Origin of the sequence: Desulfovibrio sp. 7SRBS1 (assembly GCF_049723905.1) — a bacterium.
In the GTDB taxonomy this organism is placed as follows: domain Bacteria; phylum Desulfobacterota; class Desulfovibrionia; order Desulfovibrionales; family Desulfovibrionaceae.
The window spans coordinates 67838-88504 of record NZ_JBJKFD010000001.1 but is presented as its reverse complement, the minus strand read 5'-3'; the positions used below and the strand labels follow the sequence as shown (position 1 = coordinate 88504).

The window sequence follows — 20667 nt, the reverse complement described above, 5'->3', positions numbered from 1 at the left end:
GACAAGTCTATTGGTTATTCTCGCATTTTTTTATTTTCCCCCTGACCAACTTCTTCTTCCCATAAAAAAGGCGCATCCCCAAATACAAGGATGCGCCTTTCAATGGCACTACGTTAACTCCGCGAAATCTAGAACAGATCGGCCATGGCGTAGAGCTTGCCCGGCTTTTGCCCGGCCAGCCACTTGGCGGCCCGCAGGGCGCCACCGGCAAAGTTTTCACGGGAGTGCGCACGGTGCGTCACCTCGATACGTTCGCCGGGGCCGAAAAAGTACACGGTATGGTCGCCGACCACATCGCCGCCGCGCAGAGCCATTACACCCACCTCTTTTTGGGGACGGGCACCGATGATGCCGTCGCGGCTGTAGCACTTGGTTTCCTCAAGATCCCAGCCACGGGCCTCGGCAAGTCCCTGGGCCAGTTTCACAGCCGTTCCGCTGGGTGCGTCGGCCTTTTTATTGTGGTGGATTTCCATGATCTCCATGTCGTATTCCACGCCCAGCTTCTTGGCCAGTTCCGGGAGAATCTGCTGCAATACGTTGATGCCCACACTCATGTTGGGGGCCCAGAAGATAGGCGCTTTTGCTGCGGATTTTTCAAGCTCCGCCACCTGCCCGGCATTGAACCCCGTGGTGCCGATAACAGCCATCACACCGGCTTCGGCCACTGTTTTTGCCAAAGCAAGGCTCGACTCGATGGAACTGAAATCGATAACCACGGCCTTGCCCGCCTGTTTGATGACCTCGGCAAGGTCCGGCCCCTTGGGGCACGTATACGCAGCCAGGCGTTCCTGATTTTGGGCCCGGTCCACCACACCCACAAGTTCCAGATCGGAATCTTCCATTACCAGACGGCACAGGGTCTGGCCCATGCGTCCGGCCGCTCCGTTAATAATGACCTTGGTGCTCATGGCTTCTCTCCCTCGTCTCGAATTGATGAAATTATTGTTTCTCTGCTCCGCACAGCTGCAGAAAACTCTGTTCGTCCAGAACTTCCACGCCCAATTTGCGAGCCTTTTCCAACTTACTTCCGGCCTTGGCACCGGCCACAAGATAATCAAGATTGCGTGACACTCCGGAGGCAATTTCCGCTCCGGCCGCCTGGGCAATTTTGGCAGCCTCGCCACGGGCCATGCTCTCCAGCGAGCCGGTGAACAATACCCGCTTTCCGGCCAGCGGACCTTCCGGCGTACCGCCCTGGTCCGTTTCCGGTTCCGGCCATACGCCCACGTCCTTGAACCGGTCCAGCAGCTCATGGTTCTGGGTGTTTGCAAAAAACTCCGCCAGGGACTGCGAAATACGATAGCTGACACCGGGCAGTTGGTTCAGTTCTTCTTCCGTGGCTGCGGATACGGCTTCCAGGGTGCCGAACCTGCGGGCCAACAGACGCGCGGTCTCCTCGCCCACCAGATCAATCCCCAGGGCGCACAAAAAACGGGGCAGCGACGGCCGTGCCGCAGCCTCAAAGGCCTGGACGAAATTGTCCGCAGACTTCTCGCCCATGCGGTCCAGGTGAACAAGCTGCTCCTTGCGGATGGTGAAAAGATCGGCGGGTGTCTGCACCATGCCCTTGTCGATGAGGATTTCCACCCACTTGCGGCCCACGCCTTCCACATCCAGCCCTGCCTTGGAGACAAAGTGGATGATCTTCTGCCGCCGCACCGCCGGGCACGACAGGTTCACGCACTTCCAGATGCGCCGGGCACTGGCTGTACCGCCCCCGTCCGAGGCCAGAACGACCTTGGAACCGCATTCGGGACAGTTTTCCGGAAAGACGAATTCCCTTTCCTCGCCCGTGCGTTCTTCCGTCACCGCCCGGACAATTTCCGGGATGACGTCCCCGGCCCGCTGGATAACCACCATGTCGCCCAGGCGCAGGTCCCTTTCCCGGATGAAACTTTCGTTGTGCAAGGTGGCATTGGAAACCTGCACCCCGCCCACATTGACCGGCTCCACCTCGGCTACCGGTGTGAGCACGCCGGTACGCCCCACCTGGATGCGGATGTTCACCAGACGGGTTGTGACCTGATGCGCGGGAAACTTGAGCGCCAGGGCCCAGCGCGGAGCACGCGCCGTACTGCCCAGAAAATTCTGCAGCGGGACGCTGTTCAGCTTGGCAACAAGACCGTCGATCTCCATGGGCAGCTCTTCGCGTATTTCACCGAAAACAGCGAAACGTTCGGACACCTCGGCCGGGGTATTGCACAGCAGGGTTTGTACGGGAATGTCCAGCCCCAGTGCCTGCAGCCCAACCATTGTTTCCTGCTGGCTGGTCCACGGCCCTTGGGCTCCGGCATCCTCCGCCGTTGCCCCGTCCCATTGCACACGCCCCACTCCATAGGCCAGAAACCGCAACGGACGGGTGGCCGTAACGCGGGAATCGAGCTGGCGCAGGGAGCCTGCCGCCGCATTGCGGGGATTGGCAAAAATCTTTTCCCCCTGTTCGGACTGCCGGTCGTTGAGGGCGTGAAAGTCGGCCTTGTCCATGACCACTTCGCCGCGCACCTCCAGCAGAGAAGGCACCCGGTTGCCGTTCAGCTGCAACGGCAGGTTGCGGACGGTCCGCATGTTGGCGGTCACGTCCTCGCCCGTTTCCCCGTCGCCTCGGGTGGCGGCTACTTCCAGCGTGCCGTTGCGGTACACCACCTCGCAGGCCAGCCCGTCCATTTTGGGGTCTGTCCAGAAACAGCCGAGTACGGTTTCAAGCCCGGACAGAACATCCTCGGGCATATCATCCAGCACATGGCAGACATATCCTCCGCGCAGCAGGGGCTGCCCCAGTTCCACACACTGCCGGACCGCACGTTCGGCCTCGTCGCACATGACGGTGCGGACTTCTTTACCGGACTTGCCCAGCCCCAGTTCCGCAGCCTTTTTGGCTCCGCGGCGGATGACTTCGGCAGCCTTGTCCGGAATTTTTCCGCCCATGGTCTCCCGCACCTCGTCCAGAACACGGCGGGCGAATTCATCGCTGAAATATCGGGGCAACCGCTTGGCAAACTCTTCCCATTCCTGCACTTCCATGGCGTTATCCAGGCTGTACATGCGCACGGCGTGTTTGTACTGGCCGAATGCGGAAAGCGGCGCGCCTCCCACACGGCGGGTGGGAGAGTTGGGATCGTCGAATTCGGGATGATCACGCTCTATTGCGGAAAGCTCGCGAAAAAGGACGTCGTATTCCGCGTCGCTTATTTCCGGATCATCCAACACGTAATAGCGACGGTTGTGGTATTCGAGAAGGCGCCGCAGTTCGGCCACCCGGTCGGCAATGCTCTGGGAAGTCTGATTCATATTTCCTATGGGAACGCGCCATACGGCGGTTGGGTTGAGCTGTTATCTACAGGGAGTGACCATTGGTTCCGCTTATCTCACGCAGCTTGACCATGCTTTCGTGCTTGCCCACGGTCACAAGGGTGTCGCCGCTACTGATAACGAAATGCGCATCGGGATTAAAGACCATTTCCCCGTCCACCTTGCGGATGCCGATGATGATGACGTTGAAGCGGGGACGGATTTCCGACTCGATGAGATTTTTGCCCACCAGCTCGGACGACGGCCCCACCACGTGCTCTTCCATCTCCAGTTCCACGGTGCCCTGCATGGCAAGTTCCAGCAGGTTGGTGACGGATGGCCGCAGCACGCTTTGCGCCATGCGCATGCCGCCGATGATGTGCGGCATGACAACGCGGTCCGCACCGGCCCGTTTCAGCCGCTGGATATGGGCGCGGTTGTCCGCCCGGGCAATGATGGTGAGATTGGGGTTGAGTTGGCGCGCCGTAAGCGTGACATAGACGTTGGATGCTTCGTGCGAAAGCGCGGTGATGAGCGAACGGGCCTTGTCCAGCCCAGCCGCCTCCAAAGTCTCGTCCGAAGTGGCGTCGCCGCTGATGCACAAAATACCTTCCGTCCGCAGCGAGTCGATAAGGTCCTGGTCCTTTTCCACAACCACCACGGGGTAGTTTTCCTTGGTCAGCTGCTCCACCACAATGGAGCCGATTCTCCCGTAACCGCATACAATGAAATGTCCGTCCAGGGAGCTGATCATCTTGCGCACTCTCCGTCTGGCGAGAATCCGCTGCAAACGGCCCTCGACCAAAAGCTGAAAAAACATACTGGCGATGTACATGAAACTGCCCACACCGCCCAAAATAAGAAAAGCCGTCCACAATCGCGCCACATCACCCATGGGGTGGACTTCCTGATACCCCACCGTGGCCAGGGTGATGACAACCATGTAGAAGCTGTCCACCACATTCCAGCCTTCTATGAGCATGTACCCGACAATGCCGATGACTGAAATAACGATCAGCCCCAGGCAACCAAGGGCTACCTGCCACAACACATCGTATTTGCTGCGGAATCGGTATACCCAGCGGCGCGTACGGCCTGTCCAGTCGCTCACGCCCCGGTCTCCAGCAGCAGCTGGCGCAGCTTCAGCATCCTGTCGCGCAGGGCCGCGGCCTTTTCGAATTCCAATTCCTTGGCAGCATCACGCATTTCCCGCTCCAGCTTGGCAATCCTCTTTTCCAATTCCTTGGGAGAAAGACCATAGTCGGCATGTTCTTCTGCTGCCATGGCCGAGCCGTTGGTTTTGCCAGTATCCCTGGAACCGTAAAAACGCTCCAGGGGATTGTCCAGGGATTTGGCTATGGTAACCGGGGTGATGTCGTGCTCGCGGTTGAACTCTTCCTGGCGCGCACGGCGACGTTCCGTTTCCAGCACGGCGTTGCGCATGGACTCGGTAATGTTGTCCGCATACATGATGACGCGGGCGTCCACGTTACGCGCCGCCCGGCCAAAGGTCTGGATGAGCGAGCGCGTGGAGCGCAAAAAGCCTTCCTTGTCCGCGTCCAGAATAGTCACCAGAGAGACCTCGGGAATATCCAGCCCCTCGCGCAGCAGGTTGATGCCCACCAGCACGACGAACTCGCCTTTGCGCAACGCCTGAATAATGGCCATGCGCTCCAGGGTGTCGATATCCGAATGCAGGTATTTGGAAGGCACGCCCATGGACTCGATGTACTCTGTGAGTTCCTCGGCCATGCGTTTGGTCAGGGTGGTCACCAGAACCCGCTCGTTGCGCTGCATGCGCGCCTTGCATTCGGCCAGCAGATCGTCCACCTGGCCGTTGGTGGGCCGGATTTCCACTTCGGGATCGATAAGCCCGGTGGGCCGGATAACCTGCTCCACGGTCTGGCCGTTGGTCTGTTCCAGCTCCCAGGGGCCGGGCGTGGCCGATACGTACACGCACTGGTTGACCCGCTCCAGAAACTCTTCGAAGTTCAGCGGCCTGTTGTCCAGGGCCGAAGGCAGCCGGAAGCCGAAATTCACCAGGGTGGTCTTGCGCGAACGGTCGCCGTTGAACATGCCGCCCACCTGGGGAATGGCAATGTGCGACTCGTCCACGAACATGAGAAAATCTTCCGGAAAATAGTCCAGCAGTGTTGCCGGCGGAGAACCTGGAGCCCTGCCGTCCAGATGGCGTGAATAGTTTTCCACCCCGTTGCAGTAGCCAAGCTCCTCTATGGTTTCCAGATCGAACATGGTGCGCTGCTCGATGCGCTGGGCTTCTATGAGCTTGTTCTGCTTGCGGAACTCCTCCGTGCGCTCCACCATCTCCTGCCGGATATCTTCCATGGCGCGCTTGACGTTGTCCCGGTCGGAAACATAGTGGCTGGCCGGAAAGATGACGGTTTTGCCCATGGTGGACAGGATTTCACCGGTCAGGGGGTCGGTCTCGTAGACGTTGTCCACCTCGTCGCCGAAAAATTCCACGCGTATGGCTTTTTCCCGCACATAGGCCGGAATGATTTCCAGCACGTCGCCGCGCACCCGGAAGGTACCGCGCGTAAAGTCGTAGTCGTTACGCTCGTAATGAATGTCCACCAGCCGTTCAATAAGCTTTGCCCGGGAAAGTTCCTGCCCCTGCTCAACGGGCACCACCATTTTGGCGTAGTATTCCGGAGAGCCCAAACCGTAGATACAGGAAACCGAAGCCACGATGATGACATCGGGCCGCGTCAGCAGCGCGTGGGTGGCGGCGTGACGCAGTTTTTCAATGTCGTCGTTGATGCTCGAATCCTTCTCGATAAAGGTATCCGTGTGCGGCAGGTAGGCTTCAGGCTGGTAGTAATCGTAATAGCTTACGAAATATTCGACGGCATTATGAGGAAACAACTCGCGGAACTCGTTGTAAAGCTGCGCGGCCAGGGTTTTGTTCGGGGCCAGTATAAGAGCCGGCCTGCCCGTACGCGCAATGACGTTGGCCATGGTGAAGGTTTTACCCGACCCGGTAACACCCAGCAAAACCTGATGTTTCTTCCCGGACAGCACGCCGTCCGTAAGCTTGTCGATGGCCTTGGGCTGGTCGCCTGCGGGCTCGAATCTGCTCTCCAACTGAAAAACACTTTGCATGGCCTGTGCGCCCCCTTTTCAGCGCGGTTCAAATACACTATAGCAGGCTCTTGAAAAACATACCGGGAGTCCGGGCTCCACAGATACACAAAAAAGCCGTCTGCCGTAAGGTCGGTTGGCGACTCCCGCTGTATCCAGACTGATCAGGATAAACAATATCAGCCTGACGGCAAAGTCATTTTCCACGGGCATCCGGATTGGCGGCTTCCCTACCGGAAGCGCCGCCCTCAAAAGGAGACAAGTATGGAACTCAACATCCTCGACCACGATTTTCCGCCGGAAATCGACCGCGGCTTTACTCTGTCCATGGTCATCAAAAGCTTCAAAGGCCGCAAAAACGTGGAAGTCCATCTCTTCCGCCCGGAATGGCCCGAAGAAGACAACAACGCCTACCGCTGGGACAAGATGCTGGGCGATCCCGTGGACCCGACCCATACCGACCCGATCGGCAGCCGTCAGGTATTTCTGGAAACCTTCGGTCCCGGAGAGCGCGACAACATCGTGGAATTTCTGCAGAAGCAATACGGCGAGCGCCTGGCTTCCATCACCTCCATGCCGCTGAGCTTTCCCATTCCCCTGGGCATGACGCCGCTTTCGGCTGTCGGTGAAGGCAAGAACATCGGCCTCATCCGCTTTGAAAAGCTTCCCAGCTACACACTGGGCATCCCCATGCACGGCCTGTTCGACCTCTCCCAGCACGAACCTCTTGTTCCGGTGCAAAGCTAGGTGAAGCGTCCTTTTTCCGAAAGATCCCCAAAGAACATCCTGGTCTGCCAACTCCGGCAGATCGGGGATGTTCTTTTGTCCACTCCTGCCGTTGAACTGCTGCACAAGGCCTACCCCGAAGCACGGATTCATTTTTTTACGGAAAAAAAATGCGCTCCGGTGCTGGAGAACAATCCTCACCTGCACAAGGTCTGGGAAATCGACAAAAAAGCCCTTTCCCATCTGGGCAAGGAGCTGATCTTCTACCGCAGAGTGGCTTCCGAAGGATACGACCTGGTTGTGGATTTCCAGCAACTGCCCCGTTGCCGCTGGGTGGTGGGCTTTTCGCGCGCTCCGGTGCGGCTGAGTTATTCACCGCCCTGGTACACGCGCTGGCTCTACAACCTGACCGCCGTTCCCAAGGACGGATATGCAGCCATGGCCAAGGCCAGCGTGCTTGCTCCGCTGGGCATTGAGTGGAACGGCGAACGCCCCAGGCTGTATCTGACCGAAGCGGAAAAAACGTGGGCTGACGAATTTCTGCGTGCCGAGGGCTGGACTCCCGGCCGTACACCGCTCATCACCGTGGACCCCACCCACAGGAGGGACACCCGCCGCTGGCCTGCCGCCCACTACGCCGCCCTGCTGGACATGGCCGCGCAGCAGCGGCCGGAAGCGCGCTTCTTCCTGCTCTACGGTCCCGGCGAACGCAACGACATCGACGCCATTGCCGCCCAAATGCAGCACAAGGAAAGCCTGATCATCACGGACGACATCATCAGCCTGCGCCAGATGGCCGCCGTCATCAACGCCGCCGACCTGCACCTGGGCAACTGTTCCGCGCCGCGCCACTTTGCCGTGGCCGTGGACACTCCTACCCTGGTGCCGCTGGGCTCCACCAGCCAGGCCTGGACCTTTCCTTCCTCCAAACACACGGCCATTGCCCTGGGGCTGGACTGCCAGCCGTGCAACGACAACACCTGCGGGCCTGGGCACCTGCGCTGTCTGCGCGAACTGATGCCGGAAAGAATGTTGCCCGAACTGCTGCAACGCATTCCTGCCGTTGCCTGAACCGGTACATCGTATTTCCTCCCAGCCCGTATTCATGTACATGTCGGTGCAGGAGATAGTATGAACGAAACCAACGCATTCCCCCCTCTGCCCCGGGTTCCCTTCGGCACCACCGGCCTGCGCGTTACCCGCGTGGGGCTGGGGGGCAAAGGCATTCTGCGGACTTTCGGGCAGGAAACCGGCGCCCAAATCGTCATTCAGGAAGCCCTGCACCAGGGGCTTGCCCTTTTTGATACCGCTCCCGCCTACATGGGCAGTGAAGGCTACCTGGGGGCAACCTGGGAAAAAGATCCTCAGGCCCGCAAATCTGTTTTTCTGGCCGACAAGTCGGGAGTGCGCGACAGGGACGGGGCATTGCACGAGCTGGACGCCAGCCTGAAGCGATTGCATACCGACCATCTTGATTTGTGGCAGCTGCACGACGTGCACACCCGCGAGGATTTCCAAGCCATTGCCCGGCCCGGCGGCGCCCTGGAGGCATTTGTTCAGGCAAAAGAGGCAGGCAAGGTCCGCAGCATCGGCGTAAGCGGCCATTTCGATCCGGACATTCTGGCCCGTTGCCTGGAACAGTGGCCCCTGGACTGTGTGGTCATGCCGGTCAACGTGGTGGAAGGCGCTTCGGAAAACGGCTTTTTGCAGAACGTCCTGCCCATTGCCCAGGACAAAGGCATGGCCGTCATCGGCACAAGGGTCTTTGGCGGCGGCCACTACATCAATCCCCAGGGGTACGTCACCCCGGAACTGCTGTTGCGCTATGCCCTGTCTCTGCCCGTAACCGCTGTGGTGGTGGGATGTTCCATGGCCGACCATGTACGGATACTGGCCCGTGCCCTGCGGGACCATCGTCCCATGGACGAGGCCATGCAGAACGAACTGCTGGAGCCATTCCGCCCCCATGCCAGGCGCATGGCCTTTTACCGCAAAGATTTCCAGGCCGAATAGCCTGCAACAATGCCGTTCTGGTTTCTGGTCTCCCTGTCCGTGGCCTTTGCCGCCGCATCGGAAGTTGCCGTTGCCAAACGGTTCTTCGGCTCCATGAGCCCGCTGCACATGACCGCGGTGCCCATGCTTTATTCGCTGCCCATAAGCTTCGGCATGCTCCTGCTGCTTCCGTGGCCCAACGAAATACCGGCCCAGTTCTGGTACACGCTGGTCATTCTGTTGCCGTTCAACACGGCCGGTTTCATCTGCCACATGGCTTCGGTGAACCTCTCGCCCCTCTCCCTGACCATGCCTTTCCTGTCCTTTACGCCAGCCGTTGTCATCCTGACCGGCTATCTTTTTCTGGGCGAGACAGTAAGCAACGCAGGAGTGGCGGGAATAGGCCTGATTGTGGCAGGAAGCTACATCATCAATTTGAACACCCTGCGACGCGACGACCTCCTGGCCCCGTTCCGGGCCATCTTGCAGGAACAGGGCTCGCGCCTCATGCTCATTGCCGCCGTCCTGTACGGCCTTTGCGTGGTGCTCGGCAAAAAGATGGTCACGCTCAGCAGTCCGGTTTTCTCCGGAACGATTTTCTTTGCCAGCTTTGCCCTCTGCGTTCTTTCCGCACTGCGCCTGAGTGGACGGATACGCTTTGCTCCCCTGCTGCACCGCCCGCTGGCTGGTTTTCTGGTGGCAGGCGTCAGCTTTGTGCAGGTGCTTCTGCACATGTGGGCGGTATCCCTGGTGCAGACAGCCTACATGGTCTCGGTCAAACGCCTGTCCGGCCTGTTCAGCGTGGGCTTTGGCGCGCTGGTCTTTCACGAAACCAACATTGCCATGCGCCTGGCCGGAGCAGGTGTGATGTTTGCCGGGGCCGTGCTTATTTCGCTGTGGGGCTGAGTGGTTCGCGCTTTCCGCTGGTCCGGACCATGGACATGAACACGCCCAGCACGCTCAGTCCGCTGAACAGAATGAAAAGCGTTTCCAAGCTGCTCATAAAACCGGGAATGTTCTCCTGGGAAACCGTGGCGTCGCCCAGATAAATGGTGAACACAAAGGTGATGGTGGTCATGCAGACCAGCATGCCCTGCGTGCGCATGGTGGCGACAAGCCCGGAGGCAACGCCATAGTGTCGCGCGGCCACGCTGCTCATGATGGTGTTCATGTTGGGCGAGGCGAAAATGCCGAAACCAAAGCCGAACACCACCAGAATGGCGCCGATGATGTACAGGGGCGTTTCAACCGTAAGAAAAGCCGTCCAGGCCAGACCAACAGTACACAGGGCCATTCCAGAGGTCGCCAACAGGGCCGGTGATATTTTATCGCTCATCCGGCCTGCCAGGGGCGAAAGCACCGCCTGGACAATGGGCTGCACCACCAGAAGAAGTCCGGCTTCCTGGGGCGTGCAGCCGCGCACGTATTGCAGATACAAACTCAACAGAAAGACGACGCCGAACGATGAAGCGTAGTTGATGAGCGTAGCCAGGTTGCTGAAGGCAAAGACCTTGTTTCGCAGCAGCAGGGAGACATCCAGAAGCGGCGACTTGGAATGGCTCTGCAGCCACAGGAAAAAACAGAGGCCAGCCAGCCCCGCCACAACCAAAGCCGTGCCCCAAATCCCTTCGGCCTCCATGACGCCATAGACCAACGCGCTGATGGACCCCATGAAAAACACAGTTCCCAGCCAGTCGAAGGTTCCGCCCTTATCGCCGAACCATTCCCCGCGCAGTTGGGAGAAGGTGAGCAAAACGGCAATGAGACAGAGCGGCAGGACCATATAGAAAACCCATTGCCAGCCCAAATGGGTAACAACGGCTCCCCCCACGACTGGCCCGACGGATATACCGGTATAGACCGACGCCGTAATGATGCCCATGGCACGCCCGCGCACGGACGGAGGAAAGACCATCATAAGGATGGCGACACTGGTGCTGGTAATCATGGCCGCTCCGCATCCCTGGAAAAGCCGGATGAGGACAAACGCCCCAATGTTCCAGGCAAAGGGAAGCACGGCCGTGGCCAAGGTAAAAAGTATGAGCCCGGCGGTGAAAACCTTTTTGCGCCCGTAGATGTCGCCGAAACGCCCTGCCGGAAGCAAAATAATGGAAAAAGCCAATATATAGTCCGACTCCACGCGGCTGAGCATGGCCGCGCTGGCCGAGAAATGGTAGCCGATGGAAGGCAGTGCTATGCCTACCGAAGACCCCATGAGCGGCCCCAAAAACTGGGCCACGCAGACGATGAACAAAACCTTCCATTCGGAAATGGCTTCCGTCTGCGCCTCACACGTCTTGCATTGCATTCTTGTACCTCATACCGTTAATTATCATCCTATCCAGAAGCTGCAGGGCCAGCTCCCTTTCATCATCAGTAAAGCCGTCAGCCAAAACACTCGACATGCTCCGCAGCTCGCTGCAAAGCTGTTCGTGCAATTTCCACCCTTCCTCGGAAGGGGCAACAAGCTTCTGGCGTCTGTTGTCCGGATTTACCCTCCGCCGGACCAGCCCTCTCTTTTCCAGATCGCCAAGGGTGCGGGCAACAGCCGCCTTGTCCAACAGCAACCTGGTAACCAATTCGTCCTGCGTAACCTCGCGTTCAAGAAAATACAGTTCCGCCATGATGGGCACCCCGCAATACGAAAGGCCCAATGCTTCGACACGCGGGGTCATAATCTGGGCCTGCAGCCGAGCCAAAACAGCAACCCTGTATCCGAAGGAAACAGGCCGGTTTTTATGTAGCTGCAATTCCTTGTCTTTTTCTGTCATTTGAAATTCCTGCAAACCTGCTCCAGCAGAGTATTGTTGACGCGTCAACAGTTAAGGTAAAGTCCTATGGCTGGCAAGTGGCTTCCCTCCACAAAAACGTCCCCTTCGTAAACGCACAAAGCGCGGAGACCGTAGCATCCGCGCTTTGACTGCCCGCTGGGGCGATTATTGAAAAATTTTTTCTATAATCCGTAATGCAACAGCTTCATCTGCCGAACCAACTCAACATCGGGAGTATGCGGATTGGCGACAGGCTCGGGAATGGACACGGGATAGTCGGGCCCGAACGGTGTATCCCGAAATTTGGCTGCCAGGGCGTGATGCAACAGTACTTCCAGCCCTATGACGTCGGCGGCATTGTATGCCAGCAGGGTCTCCAAAACGTTTTCATTGCCCGTGTTTTCGAATTCCTGCCACAGCAAAACCGCAAAATATCCGTCTACCCCGTCCAGTTCATCGCGGTCCAGGCCGAACTGTTTTTCGCAACTTTTCAGCCCACCCTTCATGCCCAGTGCCTTGAGCACAAAGCGCAGGTCGATGTGCGCCACGGGAAGTTTGATGCGCATCTGGCGCTCGATGAACGGGATGTCGAAACATTTGCCGTTGAATGTCACCAGCAGGGAGCATTCCCGGATGTCGTCCTCGAAGTCTTCCAGATTGCGACCATGCACATAGGTGCGGACCGTCTGCCCATCGTACAGGGCTATGGTGGTGATGTGGTCGCCGGAGCCATTGCCCAGCCCTGTGGTTTCGATATCCAGGTAGCCCACCTTGTCGCCGAAATCGGGAAACAGCCGCCAGTGCTCTCCGGCAGGCAGACGTTGTGCGAAATAATCGCAATCCCGTTGCGCCAGACGCTTGCGGGATTCTTCCAACGCACTCAGGGCCAACCCTTTTTTGGCGCGGGAAAACGGAGGATCTTCCTGCCCGATAACGTCGTCCCAATGCAAAAAACCGCGTTCCCACAGGCGGGACTCGGTCTTTTCGCCCACTCCGGGCAAATGAATAAAGGTATGTTCAAGCATGATTACACGGTAGTACTATGGTGGGAATGTGAAGACTACAAAGATACCGAGCCGTTAGCGCAGTCGCAGATACCCGCGGGCATCTTCCGGCCGCAGCTTGCCTTCCTTTTCCAGCGCACGAACGGCCGGAACAATATGAGGCAGGTCTTCGATTTCCAGGTCGTCGCCAGCGGTGGCCACAATGCTCATGATCAGCAGACTGTTGGTTTCCTGGCGGGTAAAACAGTCCAAAACGTACTGCTTGTAGAAATCCATATCTTTGGCCATGAAAAGCTCCTGAAATCTCGGCAAGTTGCTTTTATAATCAAGATTCCGGCAGACCCTTTCGGATCTGCCGGATTACGTGCCACATTATTCGGGAAGGTTCTCTCCCCGTTGTGCGAAACGATGTAAGGCTATTCGGCCTTCTTGTCGGCAGAACCTTCTGCAGACTCTTCGGCAGCTGCCGCAGGCTCAGCCTTTTCTTCGGTCTTGGGGGTTTCCAGGGAAAGCTTCACCCCGTCCATTTCCTTGACCATGGCGTTGGTGATGTCGGCTGCGCCGTCATACGCCAGGACCTGGCTCTTGAGCAGGACAACACTGAAGTTGTTGGCCTTGCGGTAAGCTTCCAGGCGTTCGGTAAAGGCCTTGTTCAGCTGACCGAACAGACGATCCTGTTCGGAAGTCAGAAGCTTTTGAGCCTTGCCCAGGGTTTCCTGGAACTTCTTCATGGACTCCTGATCGCTCTGATCTTTCTTGATGGCTTCCTGGAGAGGCTCAATGTCTTTGCGAACCTTGTTGCTGATTTCTTCCAGGTGGCCGATGGCCTGTTTGCCCGGTGCGCATTCCTGCATCACCTTGTTGGCATCCACAACCGCAACGCGGGGAGATGAAGAGGCCGACTGCTCGTTGCAGCCCACAGCCAGGACCAGAAGAGCAATCGCAAACAGGACCGTAAGTTTTTGACGCATAAAAATTGGCTCCGTCTTTGGTTTGTTTTCAAAATAATTCAGGCCGTGAAATTATGAAAAAGCTGCCTTCCCAATAAAAATCAGAGGGATGGTGGCTTTTCGGCAAGTCATGGCCTTGTGCGAACGTGCCGCTACCAGCAACCTATTAGCCTGCCTGTATCGGCAATGCAAGGCTTGCCGCTGAAACGTATGGAAATATCGAATGCGCCACCGGCTGCTCTGTTCGTCAAAGAACCGACATTGCACAAAAAACTCCGTGAACCGGCTGTTGCCGATCCACGGAGTCGTTCATTTGTATAAATCTGCGTGCTTTTTTTGGGATAACCGAAATTTCAGGCGCGCCACCCGGAGAACCCTATGCCGCTCATGGAGCTTTTGGCGGTTCTCTTGCCGTAGCTGGAATGCCTTTTCGATTCCTGCTTGGCCCGGGTAAGATCAATGCGCAGCTGGTCGTGCAGTTTGCGGGCTTCGGCGGTAAGCCGCGACTGCATGTTCCTCAACTGGGTCAATTTGTCCAAAAGCTGATCCTGAGACATGTCATCGCTCATGGACAGGATACGACGAATCAGGTCACCGCGTTCCGTTGCGGCCTGTTCGGCCTTGTCGACGTCGCCGTCAACAAGATACTCCAGTTCGACCTCACTCATATCCAAGGCCTTGTCCAACAAATCCAACTTGGTGGGCATTGTAGCCTCCTTTAGGGCTTCGGGCGCGCCGGATTTCTCCGGACATAAAACCTACGGGCTAGTTGGCGTCGCGCAGGTCTTCACGCAGCTTGGCCACCACGTTTTTCCAACGAACAACGGCCGGGATGTACTCGTATTCGAGCAGGTCGGACAAAAGAATCCAGTCCTCGTTCTCGGTAACTTCAACCATCTCGGAAAACAGATTGGACAACTCTTCAACTGCGTTGTTGAGTATTTCATGTTCGTCCAAACTGAATTCGGAGCGCAGCACACCGACCATGCCGAAAAAATCCCGGGTCACGTCCAGCAGGTCCTGGAACAGGTCCAGCCCTTCGCTGTCATCGGCCTTGCGGAAAAGTTCGGCCACTTCTTTGGCCCCGTTTTCCATAATGCGAATGACTTTGTAGAGTTCGCGGGTGATGTTGACGGCCATTTCCTTGGAATCCATGGTCTTGATTTCCACGGATTCAATGGCATTGGACTCGATGTCCTCGGCCTGGTGCGGGTAAATTTCGGAAAACGCCTCGTTGTTTACGTACACGTCCGTAACAACGCGATCCTGCAAAGCATCTCCCTCGACAACTTTAACCAGCAGCTGTTCGAGGTTCTCGAAGTTTTCGATATGCAGATCCATCTGCCTTCCGTCCACTGTGATCATCTTGACTCTCCTCCTGCAAATATTGCACGCATGGTTGTCTCTGCGGTGTGTATATCAACAATCGTGCCAAACATGCCAAGCAGAGTCGTCACCAACACCGCCCAGGGGACTCGAAAAGAATGGAGAAGAGTTGAAAGGCGTGGTTTTCGGCATCAAAGAGAGGAATAAAGACGGAAACGGGAAAAAAATGAAAAAAAACTTCCCTCTTGAAAAAACTATTCAAGCCCCTGCTGGATTCCGGCAAAAAGTTCTTCGTAGCTCTGCAAAATGGCAATGATGCGCTGCAGCGAACCGCCCTCTTCCTGCGCCTGGGAAAGCATGAGCCGCCCCAGGGGACTGAAGTGACCGTTTTCGGAAAGCAGAGAAGTGAGCCGCTGCCAAAAGGCGAGAAATTTGGTTTTAAGGGCGGAACGCGGGGCCTGGGAGAGTACCTGGGCCTGCTTGCCCAGCAGCGTCGCCATGGCCTGCGCCTCTTCCAGTGTGCCCCGAACGGCATCGCGAACCTGTGGAGAGAGTTGCTCCACAGCATGGGAAGGAAGCACTATGGACTCACCGTCGAGAAATTGACGATAAAAGATGCGCTGCAGGGCTATCCAGGCTTCACGATCCCCCACCGACTGCCCGGGCAAAGGTTCCAGAGCCATGAAGCCATTCTCGTCCACCCTGCTTTTCCAGCCACGCAGTCCGGGGGCAGCGTTTCCCCACTCCCCTGTTTCCAGCCGAGCCAGGGCAAAACGGGCCACGGCATCCGGTATAATGGCCCGACGGCAGCCATGGTCGTGCGGACAGGCGACTCCAAAGGCGCAGGGATGGCAGTCCATGTCCGGTTCCAGGCAAAGGCTGCCCGCCAGATAGGGGCCGGTATCCCAAGGTTGGGCCGTGCACAGAAAAATGGACAGAATGGGGATGCCAAGCCCGGCGGCCAGATGCATGGTGCCTGTATCGTTGGTTACCAACAGGCGCAAAGCGGACAGCAGAGCGGAAAGTTCCGGCAGGGACGTTTTGCCTATACAATTAATATAATGATGGCGCGCCAGCTGCCCATATCGCTGCCCGAGTTCCTCTTCTGCCGGACCGCCCAGCAGAACCGGCACTCCCCCTGCACGGGCGAGCCGTTCCCCAAGCGCCACAAAATATTCCAACGGCCAACGTCTTCGCTCTTCACTGGCCCCCAGCTGCAGGCCCACAAAGGTAATTTTGCCCTGCCCGGTGCCCCCTGTGTTCGGGATCTCGCCGGGATTTCCCCCCAGCAAGGCCCACGCGGCTTTCTGCGCCTCTTCACCGGGCTGCCGCAAATTGAACCGGGGCGGCACCTGACCGACTCCGGCCACATAGCGGAACAAATCCGCTACATTAAAAGGGCTGCACCCGCGGTTGGCGCTGGCGGTTTGCAGAAAATCGGCCCAGGGCGTCGAGTTGGCAGCGTAGCCCAGCTCGTCCATGCCCAGGCCCACGCATGGGGCCCCGCTCCAATAGCGGGAAAGCAGACGCCCCGGCAGCGACGGCGTAAGATTGACCACAACGTCGGGATGAAATTCGCGGTATACTTGGTCGGCCCAGCTACACAACTCGCCAATGGCACGGGGCCAGGCTTTTTCAGTCAGCCGGAGAATTTCCCCCGAAGGGATGCTGAATATCCCCGACAGGTCGGAGAGCAGCCCGGCCGCCTGGGTAAAATTTGCCAGACAGACCACGGCGGTCTCGCCTTGCTGCGCCAATGCGGATACGGCGGGCTGGGTCTGGAGAAGATCTCCGAACCGGGTAAGGTTGATGACCAGGGAACGCATTGCTTCAGCCGCCTTTGTAGACCCGACGCACGGCAGCCGCAATTTCCACTGCCGCCAGCCGGGGTGAAGGAGCGGAACAGATTGCCGACACCACGGCCACGCCTTCGGCTCCGGCCCGTACGGCGTCTGCGGCCTTGTCCGCCGTGAGGGACCCTATGGCCACCAGCCTGTGATGTGTGGCCCGGCAGATGCGGGCCAGTCCGTCCATGCCCAATGCCGGGGCTGCGTTCTTTTTGGTTTTTGTGGGAAAAACAGGCCCCGCACCCAGATAGTCGATATCCAAATCGGCAGCCTTTCGGGCCAGCTCCTCGCTGTGCACCGTAAGGCCGACAATGGCATCCGGCCCCATCAGCCGACGCACGTCGGAAACGTTCATGTCTTTCTGGCCCACGTGAACTCCCGAAGCTCCCACGGCCAGGGCAATATCCACCCTGTCGTCGATGATCAGGGGAACCTGGGTATCCCGCAGCACCGTCATCAGGTCGCGTGCCAGGGCAACGAACTCTCCGGTATCGGCATCCTTTTCACGCAGCTGCACCATGGTGCACCCGCCTTCCACGGCCAGGGAAACGATGTCTCGCAGGTCTCGGCCCAAACAGCGTTCCCTATCCGTTACCAGATAGACTGCGAGGTCAAAATTTTTTCTGGCGGCCTGGGACATTACGCCCTGCCCTGAAGTTCGGCCAATTCGGCCTCCACAGATTGCACTTTGCCCGCCAGCCGGTTTTCCCCTTGTTTGCGGTAATCCACCCGCATAGTGATGGAAATACGGTCACAGTCTGTTTTCAGGGCTTCAAAACACTGCCGGGCAACGCCCATTACGGCATCGTACTCACCTTCGATACACGTGCCCATGGGGCCGAAAATATATGGCAGGCCACAGCTCTTGATGATGCCCACAGCCCGGGAAACATACGGAGTAAGGCTTCCGCCCTTGTCCATGGGAGAAATTGTCAGTTCCAGAATCGCGCTCATTGCAACCTCCTGCTACGGCATACAATTCCAAATACATCCATAGTGTCTGCACTGGCGGCACATGCCTTACCGGCCAACTGTATACGAACTAAGGGAAAGCTCCAAGGGCCTTGACGCCTTGCATTCGCCGAAACCCTCGGCTAGAGTTTGCCCTTCTATTTCCTGAGGCCGGTGCGGCCTGAAGTCGACTGCACTACATTCTTCATATTGTTCCATTCACACCTATGGAGGTTGCTCACATGGCCCTGTTCACTCCCCAAGAAGCACTGGATTACCATTCGAAGCCCGGGAAAGGTAAAATAGAAGTTGTTCCCATCAAACCCTGCGCAACCCAGAAGCATCTTTCCATGGCCTACAGCCCCGGCGTGGCCGAAGCATGCAAAGCCATTCAGGCGGATGCGGCCCTGTCCTACGACTACACCGGCCGTGGCAACCTGGTGGCCGTGGTTTCCAACGGAACCGCCGTACTCGGCCTGGGCAACATCGGCCCGACGGCCGGCAAGCCCGTTATGGAAGGCAAAGGCGTACTGTTCAAGGTGTTCGCGGACGTGAATGTCTTCGACATCAACCTGGACGTTACCGACCCGGACGAACTGTGCAAGATCGTCAAGGCCATGGAACCGACCTTTGGCGGCATCAACCTGGAAGACATCAAGGCTCCCGAGTGCTTTTACATTGAAGAAAAGCTCAAAAAGGAGATGAACATCCCGGTCTTCCACGACGATCAGCACGGAACCGCCATCATTTCCGGCGCCGGTTTGATCAACGCCCTGGAAATTTCCGGCAAAAAAGCCGAGGACATCCGCCTGGTGGTCAGCGGCGCAGGGGCCGCGGCCACATCCTGCAGCAAATTTTACGAGAATCTGGGTGTACGCCGTGAGAACATTTCCATGTTCGATTCACGCGGCCACATCCATCAGGGACGTACAGACCTCAACGAACAGAAACGCTACTTTGCCCAGGAAAAGGCCTACGCCTCCCTGGCCGAGGCCATGAAGGGCGCAGACTGCTTCCTTGGCCTTTCCGTGGCAGGCATGGTAACGCAGGATATGGTCAAGAGCATGGGCTCCAACCCCATAATCTTTGCCTGCGCCAATCCGGTACCGGAAATTTCCTACGACGAAGTCAAGGCCGTGCGTCCCGACGCCATTATGGGCACAGGCCGTTCCGACTACCCCAACCAGATCAACAACGTACTCGGCTTCCCCTACATCTTCCGCGGTGCTTTGGATGTAAACGCCACGTGCATCAACGAAGAAATGAAGGTTGCGGCCTCCCACGCCCTTGCTGCGTTGGCCAAGGAACAGGTGCCGCAGTATGTTCTGGACGCATATGGTGTGGATTCCATGGAGTACGGCGTGGACTACGTCATCCCCACGCCTCTGGACAGGCGCCTGATCGAGTTTGTTTCCGGTGCTGTTGCCCAGGCTGCAATGGACAGCGGTGTGGCGCGGAACACTGTGGACATTGACGACTACAAAAAGCAGTTGCGCAAACGTTTGGAAGACTCCCAGGAAAGGGTTACCGCATACATCGGAAGCTATGACCAGCAGTTCTAGCCTTTTCGAAAAGATACAGCCTGTTTTCCCGTAATACAGCAGCTGGTTTGTAACATTCTCTATTTTAAGTAAGAAACGCCGGATCTCCCATGAGTTCCGGCGTTTTTTGTCAATTGCTGGAATCCAGTTCAATACAGGTTGTACTTTAGCAGCAGTATTGATATCCTTTAATGAAATACAAGCTGCATCTCAAATTACAGTTACCGTTTCAAGGACCCATGATGGATAAAATAAAAGCAATTGTTACTACTGCGCAACGTATGTTCTCCCAGAATGGTTATGAAAATACTACCGTAAACGACATCGCGAAAGAAGCCGGAGTTGCTGGCGGTACAATCATCTACCATTTCAAGAATAAAGAAAATCTTCTTTTTATTGTAGCATGGAATGTATTGAACTCCTTATATAAGAAAACTGCTTCAAAACTCCCTACCAGTACAAACGGTATGGAAACCGTGACCGCATTCGTAGCTGCTTTTTTCCATTTTTTGCGGGAAAATCAAGCCGCCTACCGAATGTTGCTCCGCAACACGGTTTTCGATACCCTGGATACCAGAGCCTTTCCCAATGCCGATCTGAAGATGCTGCACAAGCGGTATCGCATGCTTCTGGAGGAAGCTGTTTCCCGAGGTCTGAAAGACGGGTCCATAGCTGATGCCGTTCCTGAGGAAGTGACAGCAGCCATTGTCTCCTACCTCTGTGGTTCGGCCCGTTTGCACGAGTACTTTGGCCATTCGTTGGAAATATTGGAAAAAGAAGCCCAGCGCTTTACACAGGCCCGCCTCTCGTCTTCCCCAATAGCCCGCCCCCATCTGGAAATCCCTCTTTCGGCCAACTGCATGTAAGTCTCATCGCCGCTGTTCGTGCGTAGCTACGGTGTATGACGTTTCCTGACCAAGATTTGGGCAGGAGGCCCATGAGGTCTTGCGCCGCGGTTCAGTTGGAAGATCCTTCCAATATCCTCATTTTCTTGCTGAATATTATTTCGATCACCTCACCCATGTGCACGACAAATAACCAGCTGTATTTACACAACAAAAAAGTAAAAATCATTTTTTCTAAGCTATAAGCGATAGAAATTCCACATAAATTATATGTTTTTTATTCATGTTTCCTTGACTAAAAATGTGTAGGGAAGTTACTATTAA

Annotated in this window: 20 protein-coding genes; 6 read left to right on the top strand and 14 right to left on the bottom strand. The window is 56.9% G+C overall.

Going from position 1 to position 20667, the window contains the following annotated elements:
- Positions 1-128: 128 nt before the first annotated feature.
- The 4 genes from dapB to uvrB are packed head-to-tail and all read right to left on the bottom strand — an operon-like array spanning position 129 to position 6411.
- Entirely contained in the window at positions 129-908 is a 780-nt protein-coding gene (gene dapB / locus ACI0FJ_RS00490; RefSeq protein WP_424297891.1) for a 4-hydroxy-tetrahydrodipicolinate reductase, read from the bottom strand.
- 31 nt (positions 909-939) lie between these two features.
- Complete coding sequence (gene ligA, locus ACI0FJ_RS00485) at positions 940-3288, bottom strand: NAD-dependent DNA ligase LigA (protein WP_424297890.1); 2349 nt, start codon at positions 3286-3288, stop codon at positions 940-942.
- A gap of 46 nt (positions 3289-3334) precedes the next feature.
- Complete coding sequence (locus ACI0FJ_RS00480) at positions 3335-4399, bottom strand: potassium channel family protein (RefSeq protein ID WP_424297889.1); 1065 nt, start codon at positions 4397-4399, stop codon at positions 3335-3337.
- Entirely contained in the window at positions 4396-6411 is a 2016-nt protein-coding gene (gene uvrB / locus ACI0FJ_RS00475; protein WP_424297888.1) for an excinuclease ABC subunit UvrB, read from the bottom strand. The genes ACI0FJ_RS00480 and uvrB overlap by 4 nt, the downstream gene beginning before the upstream one ends.
- A gap of 243 nt (positions 6412-6654) precedes the next feature.
- Between uvrB and ACI0FJ_RS00470 the strand changes: the two genes are divergently transcribed.
- The 4 genes from ACI0FJ_RS00470 to ACI0FJ_RS00455 are packed head-to-tail and all read left to right on the top strand — an operon-like array spanning position 6655 to position 10014.
- Positions 6655-7137: a hypothetical protein gene (locus ACI0FJ_RS00470; protein ID WP_424297887.1), complete on the top strand. Its 483-nt coding sequence runs from the start codon at positions 6655-6657 to the stop codon at positions 7135-7137.
- On the top strand, positions 7138-8187 hold the full coding sequence (locus tag ACI0FJ_RS00465) for a glycosyltransferase family 9 protein (protein WP_424297886.1): 1050 nt from the start codon (positions 7138-7140) through the stop codon (positions 8185-8187). It begins immediately after the preceding gene.
- Positions 8188-8247: 60 nt separating this feature from the next.
- A complete protein-coding gene (locus ACI0FJ_RS00460; RefSeq protein WP_424297885.1) occupies positions 8248-9129 on the top strand; it encodes an aldo/keto reductase in 882 nt (293 codons plus the stop codon).
- Between the two features lie 9 nt (positions 9130-9138).
- Positions 9139-10014: an EamA family transporter gene (locus tag ACI0FJ_RS00455; protein WP_424297884.1), complete on the top strand. Its 876-nt coding sequence runs from the start codon at positions 9139-9141 to the stop codon at positions 10012-10014.
- Here ACI0FJ_RS00455 and ACI0FJ_RS00450 read toward each other — a convergent pair.
- From ACI0FJ_RS00450 to ACI0FJ_RS00405, 10 genes are all read right to left on the bottom strand, one after another.
- The gene (locus ACI0FJ_RS00450) at positions 9995-11416 is read right to left on the bottom strand and encodes an MFS transporter (protein WP_424297883.1); all 1422 of its coding nucleotides are present in this window, start codon (positions 11414-11416) and stop codon (positions 9995-9997) included. The genes ACI0FJ_RS00455 and ACI0FJ_RS00450 overlap by 20 nt on opposite strands.
- The gene (locus ACI0FJ_RS00445) at positions 11397-11879 is read right to left on the bottom strand and encodes a MarR family winged helix-turn-helix transcriptional regulator (protein WP_424297882.1); all 483 of its coding nucleotides are present in this window, start codon (positions 11877-11879) and stop codon (positions 11397-11399) included. Before ACI0FJ_RS00445 ends, ACI0FJ_RS00450 begins: the two co-directional genes overlap by 20 nt.
- Before the next feature lie 182 nt (positions 11880-12061).
- Positions 12062-12904 (bottom strand): ribonuclease H-like domain-containing protein, encoded by an 843-nt coding sequence (locus tag ACI0FJ_RS00440; protein WP_424297881.1) that lies wholly within the window; start codon positions 12902-12904, stop codon positions 12062-12064.
- Between the two features lie 54 nt (positions 12905-12958).
- Positions 12959-13171 carry a hypothetical protein gene (locus ACI0FJ_RS00435; protein WP_424297880.1) on the bottom strand — a complete coding sequence of 71 codons (213 nt, stop codon included), beginning with the start codon at positions 13169-13171 and terminating at the stop codon, positions 12959-12961.
- A 128-nt stretch (positions 13172-13299) separates the two neighbouring features.
- Positions 13300-13854, bottom strand: coding sequence for an OmpH family outer membrane protein (locus tag ACI0FJ_RS00430; RefSeq protein ID WP_424297879.1), 555 nt, complete (start codon positions 13852-13854; stop codon positions 13300-13302).
- Between the two features lie 332 nt (positions 13855-14186).
- A complete protein-coding gene (locus tag ACI0FJ_RS00425; RefSeq protein ID WP_424297878.1) occupies positions 14187-14540 on the bottom strand; it encodes a hypothetical protein in 354 nt (117 codons plus the stop codon).
- A 58-nt stretch (positions 14541-14598) separates the two neighbouring features.
- Positions 14599-15198, bottom strand: a complete 600-nt coding sequence (locus tag ACI0FJ_RS00420; protein ID WP_424297877.1) for a hypothetical protein — start codon at positions 15196-15198, stop codon at positions 14599-14601.
- Positions 15199-15413: 215 nt separating this feature from the next.
- Positions 15414-16985 (bottom strand): glycosyltransferase family 9 protein, encoded by a 1572-nt coding sequence (locus tag ACI0FJ_RS00415; RefSeq protein WP_424297876.1) that lies wholly within the window; start codon positions 16983-16985, stop codon positions 15414-15416.
- A gap of 4 nt (positions 16986-16989) precedes the next feature.
- Positions 16990-17646 carry a thiamine phosphate synthase gene (gene thiE, locus ACI0FJ_RS00410; RefSeq protein WP_424297875.1) on the bottom strand — a complete coding sequence of 219 codons (657 nt, stop codon included), beginning with the start codon at positions 17644-17646 and terminating at the stop codon, positions 16990-16992.
- The gene (locus ACI0FJ_RS00405; RefSeq protein ID WP_424297874.1) at positions 17646-17960 is read right to left on the bottom strand and encodes an MTH1187 family thiamine-binding protein; all 315 of its coding nucleotides are present in this window, start codon (positions 17958-17960) and stop codon (positions 17646-17648) included. The genes thiE and ACI0FJ_RS00405 overlap by 1 nt, the downstream gene beginning before the upstream one ends.
- 239 nt (positions 17961-18199) lie before the next feature.
- On the opposite strand from ACI0FJ_RS00405, the gene ACI0FJ_RS00400 reads away from it, so the two are divergent.
- Positions 18200-19519, top strand: coding sequence for a malic enzyme-like NAD(P)-binding protein (locus tag ACI0FJ_RS00400; RefSeq protein WP_424297873.1), 1320 nt, complete (start codon positions 18200-18202; stop codon positions 19517-19519).
- Positions 19520-19689: 170 nt separating this feature from the next.
- Entirely contained in the window at positions 19690-20364 is a 675-nt protein-coding gene (locus ACI0FJ_RS00395; protein ID WP_424297872.1) for a TetR/AcrR family transcriptional regulator, read from the top strand.
- Positions 20365-20667: the final 303 nt, after the last annotated feature.

Bases quoted from the DNA above. Each gene is read 5' to 3' on its own strand.
- dapB (WP_424297891.1), bottom strand. From the start codon at position 908: ATGAGCACCAAGGTCATTATTAACGGAGCGGCCGGACGCATGGGCCAG.
- ligA (WP_424297890.1), bottom strand. From the start codon at position 3,288: ATGAATCAGACTTCCCAGAGCATTGCCGACCGGGTGGCCGAACTGCGG.
- uvrB (WP_424297888.1), bottom strand. From the start codon at position 6,411: ATGCAAAGTGTTTTTCAGTTGGAGAGCAGATTCGAGCCCGCAGGCGAC.
- ACI0FJ_RS00470 (WP_424297887.1), top strand. From the start codon at position 6,655: ATGGAACTCAACATCCTCGACCACGATTTTCCGCCGGAAATCGACCGC.
- ACI0FJ_RS00460 (WP_424297885.1), top strand. From the start codon at position 8,248: ATGAACGAAACCAACGCATTCCCCCCTCTGCCCCGGGTTCCCTTCGGC.
- ACI0FJ_RS00455 (WP_424297884.1), top strand. From the start codon at position 9,139: ATGCCGTTCTGGTTTCTGGTCTCCCTGTCCGTGGCCTTTGCCGCCGCA.
- ACI0FJ_RS00450 (WP_424297883.1), bottom strand. From the start codon at position 11,416: ATGCAATGCAAGACGTGTGAGGCGCAGACGGAAGCCATTTCCGAATGG.
- ACI0FJ_RS00445 (WP_424297882.1), bottom strand. From the start codon at position 11,879: ATGACAGAAAAAGACAAGGAATTGCAGCTACATAAAAACCGGCCTGTT.
- ACI0FJ_RS00440 (WP_424297881.1), bottom strand. From the start codon at position 12,904: ATGCTTGAACATACCTTTATTCATTTGCCCGGAGTGGGCGAAAAGACC.
- ACI0FJ_RS00435 (WP_424297880.1), bottom strand. From the start codon at position 13,171: ATGGCCAAAGATATGGATTTCTACAAGCAGTACGTTTTGGACTGTTTT.
- ACI0FJ_RS00430 (WP_424297879.1), bottom strand. From the start codon at position 13,854: ATGCGTCAAAAACTTACGGTCCTGTTTGCGATTGCTCTTCTGGTCCTG.
- ACI0FJ_RS00425 (WP_424297878.1), bottom strand. From the start codon at position 14,540: ATGCCCACCAAGTTGGATTTGTTGGACAAGGCCTTGGATATGAGTGAG.
- ACI0FJ_RS00420 (WP_424297877.1), bottom strand. From the start codon at position 15,198: ATGATCACAGTGGACGGAAGGCAGATGGATCTGCATATCGAAAACTTC.
- ACI0FJ_RS00415 (WP_424297876.1), bottom strand. From the start codon at position 16,985: ATGCGTTCCCTGGTCATCAACCTTACCCGGTTCGGAGATCTTCTCCAG.
- thiE (WP_424297875.1), bottom strand. From the start codon at position 17,646: ATGTCCCAGGCCGCCAGAAAAAATTTTGACCTCGCAGTCTATCTGGTA.
- ACI0FJ_RS00405 (WP_424297874.1), bottom strand. From the start codon at position 17,960: ATGAGCGCGATTCTGGAACTGACAATTTCTCCCATGGACAAGGGCGGA.
- ACI0FJ_RS00400 (WP_424297873.1), top strand. From the start codon at position 18,200: ATGGCCCTGTTCACTCCCCAAGAAGCACTGGATTACCATTCGAAGCCC.
- ACI0FJ_RS00395 (WP_424297872.1), top strand. From the start codon at position 19,690: ATGAAATACAAGCTGCATCTCAAATTACAGTTACCGTTTCAAGGACCC.